We start from the raw sequence: 4,606 nt of genomic DNA, 5'->3' as shown, positions 1-4,606 counted from the left end.
CCCCCCCCCCGTTGTTAGGTATGCCCGTAAGAAATGAAGTGGCTTAATTGCTCGCAGCCCTTGGGGTTACTACGCTCTTAGGGAGGAATTGTTCAACAACGCCACCTGTAAATCTCAAAAATCCTACATATTTTTCTTTAAAATTCCGCTTCCGTTTATTTTGTGACTGAATGGGCGCGTTAGCTAATATTTTTTGTCATCTACTGTGTTTCTGGCTCAGCGATTGGGTTGGCTGGGTTAAAATTTATTGGTAAAAGATCGGATGTCCTATTTCACTTCCATTTTTATTCTTTTTTTTCATTACTTTAAGGGGATTTAGGCTTATGAGGCGATTTTGATAGTATAAAACAATTTACTTAGCGTGCTAACCAAGTATAATAGTTAGCACGCTAAGTAAATGGGAACCATGATGCAAAAAGAATTCGACCATATGAAAGAGCTATCACTGGCAGAACAATTGGGGCGTCTGCATCGCTTATGGCGCACCGCTGTTGACATTGAACTTGCCCCTTTAGAGTTAACTTACCCACGCTGGACAGCCTTATGGAAACTGTGGCGATTAGGCGACAACCTCAGTCAAAAAGTATTAGCCAATGCCTTAGAAATTGAACTGGCCTCTTTAATGCGCACCTTAGCCCAATTAGAACAGCAAGGGCTCATTGAACGCCACTGTTGCCCCCATGATAAACGCGCCAGACTTGTCAATTTGACTCCTGCTGGACTCGATTTAATAACGAAAGTTGAAGTAACAATTATCAATATCCGTAGCCAATTGCTCTTAGGCATAAACGCTGAAGAACTTACTGAGTTTGAAAGAGTAATTAATCTGATTGGTAATAATGCGTTAACCAAATTAGCTAAAATGACAGACAAGTAAGTGAATACAAATATGACACCAGATCAACAATTTTCGCGGCTAACAAAAATTGCCTTAGCAGGCTTTATGCTGGTATTTGGTTACTTTATGTTTGCTGATGCGACTATGCCATTAACGCCGCAGGCTATGGCAACTCGGGTTGTGACTAAGGTTACCCCACAAGTTAATGGCCGCATTAAAACTATTGCTGTCACTAATAACCAAGTTGTTAGCAAGGGTGAATTACTGTTTGAAGTAGATCCTAGACCGTATAAGTTAGCGGTAGATGAAGCGCAGTTGGCTTTAGAGCAAGTCCAGCAAGATAACGCTGAGCTAGATGCCTCTTTGTTAGCGGCGCAAGCTGATGTCAATGCCAGCCAAACCACATCACAACAAAAACGCAGCGAAGCAAAGCGTCTTGATGCACTGTACAAAACTAATGGCGTATCCCAACAGCAACGCGATCAAGCTGACAGCGATGCCGCTGCGGCTGAAGCAAATTTGCTGGCAACCCAAGCCCGTTTAAAGCAATTAGAAGTGAGCCGCGGTGTTTACGGTAACAATAACTTAAAAGTACGTCAGGCCGAAAATCGCTTAGCCCAAGCCAAATTAAACCTGTCTTATACCCAAGTTCATGCGGATCAAGACGGCACAGTTACTAACTTGCAAATCATGGTCGGCGGCTTTGCGGCCATTGGCCAGCCACTGCTGGCTCTTGTTTCTGATGATGTGGATATTATTGCTGATTTTAGAGAAAAGGCATTACGAGATGTCTCAATTTCATCTAAAGCCCTTGTTGCGTTTGACGGTGAACCAGGCCGTTTATATCGCGCCCACGTCAGCAGTATTGATGCTGGGGTTAGCGCCGGACAGTTCGATGCCAATGGCAGTTTAGCGACTCCGCAACAATCTGATCGCTGGGTCCGTGACGCCCAAAGAATGAGATTGCATTTACAATTAGATAATGACGAAGTCATGAGAACATTGCCAACGGGGGCACGGGCGACGGTGCAGATAATGCCAGAAAATAGTTTGCTGAACTTATTAGCTCATGGGCAGATTAAAGCCATCAGTATGCTGCACTATATCTATTAACATCATACATTTGATAGATGCGCTATTTTAAATATATTACAGCGACACAAGGCAACAATCATGTTACTAAGATTTAATCCCATGACAGCCAATGATTTACGTCAATGTCTACGTATTGCCACTGCTGGCACGATTGGCTTTACTGTGTGCAAACTGTTCGGCTTTAGTAACGGGGTGTTTTATACTGTTACCCCTATGGTATTGCTAGGGCTAGCACCTGTGTTCACCGCCCATGTCGCGCGGCAGGTGTTGGCGTCTTCTGTCACAGCTGGATTAGTGGTAGGCGTTATCGGTGGTTTATTTGGTGGCCATCCAGTCTTAATGACCCTGATTATTTTTGGGGTGTTTGTTGGCTTTTTTACCGCCATGACCCGCGGCAGTTTTTTTCTTTATGGTGCCAATAGTTTACTTAATCTGAGCATCATGCTTAATTTTGCCAGTTACCCTGATACTGATCTAAACGGTCTCATCGGCGCTAATCTCGGCGCCACAATACTGGCAATCATTATCGCCTATATCATGGTCTCGTTAATCCCTGATGTTGAACCCAGAAAATTGCAAAAACCACCAGCAAAATCAGTAAATCGAATGCGACATGAAGTATTACTGGGGGCAACTATCGCCACAGCATCTTTTGTCGTGTTCCAGATATTTAATCTGCAAGACTCTATGTCGGCGCAAGCTGCCACAATTTTATTACTTTATCCGATGCATTTTACTGGGGTATTAAATTATGCCCTTAAACGTGCGATAGGTACCTTTCTTGGAGTGACATTCGGTGTGTTAGCCCAGTTGTTTCTCTATGATTGGTCGGGGCTGCTTATCTTAGTAGTGCCGGTTTTATGGTTCGGATTAATGCTATTTAGCCAAGTTCATGTTAAAGAAAACGTCGGCGCTGGGGTTGGCTTTGGAGCGATGACCACGCTGGGGATTTTATTTGGCCAATACCTCACCCCAGGTAGCGATCTGATATATAGTGCACTTTACCGTATTAGCAGTATTTTGGTTGCCATCGTAGCGACTTTATTACTGTGTTACATCATGCACACTTTACTTAACCGATTTGCTGCAACGCGCTTAAGTTATCAGTAATGCTGATAATGATTAATCGAGCATGGAAAAAAACTGCTTGTGACTCAGCATTAGAAACAATAGGGTCATGTCTTGTCTTTTGTCTCTCATAACAATCACCTGATTCCAGTACGGGATCAGGTACTAGTATTTCAATAAAGCAATTGGAGACACCGTTGAAACTTTTTCCTCTTTGCCATACCTGTAGTTATTCATGATTTGCTAATGTTTACTTTTCCGAAACTCATTTCTGCCCAAAGGTATGCTGGCGGTAGCATGTAACGCAAAAATGCCCTCAATGAAATGAGTTCTATTGCTTGAAAGTCGTGCGCCACTGAACCGGCGATACATGAAAAGCAGATTTAAAGTGCTTTCTAAATACACTGTCAGAGCCAAAACCCGCTTGCTCTGCAATTTGAGGTATCGATAGTTTCGTGGTTTCTAATAGACGTTGGCTAAACACCAAACGTCGATTTTGCAGCCATTCACCAAATGTACAACCATAGGTGGATTTAAACTGGCGTGTAAAGGTACGTTTACTTATCGCACAGCGCTCAGCGAGTTCATCTAGTGAATGAGACTGATTGAGACTCTGCTCAACCTGCTCAATCACAAGGTTAATACTTGTCTCTGTGAGGGGTTTTATGTTGACTGGTGCTGGTATGTATTGTTGCTGCCCACCATTACGAGATGGTGCAGTCACCATCTTACGAGCGAGATCATTCGCAAGCTCACTACCACACAAACGGCGCACTATGTGCAGACAGCAATCGAGTGAAGCTGCTACTCCAGCAGAGGTGATGATAGTCTCATGTTCAACAAATAGAGGGTTTGGGTCAAAATTCACCTTAGGAAATTGCTGCTGAAATTGTTCGGTAAATGCCCAGTGGCTTGTGGCTCGTTTGCCATCGAGAACGCCAGCACACGCGAGAACATAAGAACCAAGGCAGAGCCCTACCAGCAACTTCCCTTTATCATGATGATCTATTAACGCCTCTAGAAGTCGCTCACTTGGCTCTGGCAGGTCATTTGGCCAGCTTGGAATAATTATAATATCGGCTTCTTGGGTAGCACTTAGATCGCTATCGACCACCACACCAAATCCAGAGCTTGTTTCAAACCGCAAGCTGTTTTCGCTACAGATCCTCAAGTTAAACCGAACCGGCTGACCGAAAAAGATATCTCGAAACACCAGACAGGGCACAGAGAGATGAAAAGCACTGATGCCTTCAAAGGCTATCATAGTAATTTTAATTAACTCGCTTGATTTGTTCATGAGTGTCTCGATTTGCGCGAACGTTGACTTTCAAGACAGTATCATAAGAAGTCGGAAAGTAGCATACTAAATCGTATAGAGAACATGACTTGTTAGTGAGTTTAGAGAGGCATTATGAAGATCCACCACCTACGTAGCGCAACTTTTCTCATTGAATCTGGCGAAACATTTATCCTTATTGATCCTATGTTGGGGAAAAAAGGCTCTATGCCTCCGTTTTCAGTCATTAAGGCTAAGGCCGCGAAAAATCCAACGGTTGAGATGCCAAGTAATGCCGATGAGCTACTAAACAAGGTTACTCATACCTT

The 4,606-nt window shown here is 43.5% G+C and carries 4 protein-coding genes and 1 pseudogene; 4 read left to right on the top strand and 1 reads right to left on the bottom strand.

From position 1 onward, the window contains the following. Positions 1–409: 409 nt before the first annotated feature. From slyA to AB4493_RS14295, 3 genes are read left to right on the top strand one after another with little or no spacing between them, the layout of a single operon-like run. Positions 410–877 carry a transcriptional regulator SlyA gene (slyA, locus tag AB4493_RS14305; RefSeq protein ID WP_017059069.1) on the top strand — a complete coding sequence of 156 codons (468 nt, stop codon included), beginning with the start codon at positions 410–412 and terminating at the stop codon, positions 875–877. A 12-nt stretch (positions 878–889) separates the two neighbouring features. Continuing rightward, positions 890–1,951, top strand: coding sequence for an HlyD family secretion protein (locus AB4493_RS14300; protein WP_017059068.1), 1,062 nt, complete (start codon positions 890–892; stop codon positions 1,949–1,951). Between the two features lie 60 nt (positions 1,952–2,011). Then, positions 2,012–3,043: a DUF2955 domain-containing protein gene (locus AB4493_RS14295; RefSeq protein ID WP_017059067.1), complete on the top strand. Its 1,032-nt coding sequence runs from the start codon at positions 2,012–2,014 to the stop codon at positions 3,041–3,043. Positions 3,044–3,332: 289 nt separating this feature from the next. Here AB4493_RS14295 and AB4493_RS14290 read toward each other — a convergent pair whose 3' ends face one another. Further along, positions 3,333–4,298: a GlxA family transcriptional regulator gene (locus AB4493_RS14290; RefSeq protein WP_372124137.1), complete on the bottom strand. Its 966-nt coding sequence runs from the start codon at positions 4,296–4,298 to the stop codon at positions 3,333–3,335. Between the two features lie 114 nt (positions 4,299–4,412). On the opposite strand from AB4493_RS14290, the pseudogene AB4493_RS14285 reads away from it, so the two are divergent. Next, positions 4,413–4,606, top strand: a pseudogene (locus AB4493_RS14285) (MBL fold metallo-hydrolase); the annotation flags it as partial.

Source organism: Vibrio sp. 10N.222.55.A1 (genome assembly GCF_041473835.1).
In the GTDB taxonomy this organism is placed as follows: Bacteria; Pseudomonadota; Gammaproteobacteria; order Enterobacterales; family Vibrionaceae; genus Vibrio; species Vibrio crassostreae_C.
This window is presented reverse-complemented; position numbering and strand designations above follow the sequence as displayed.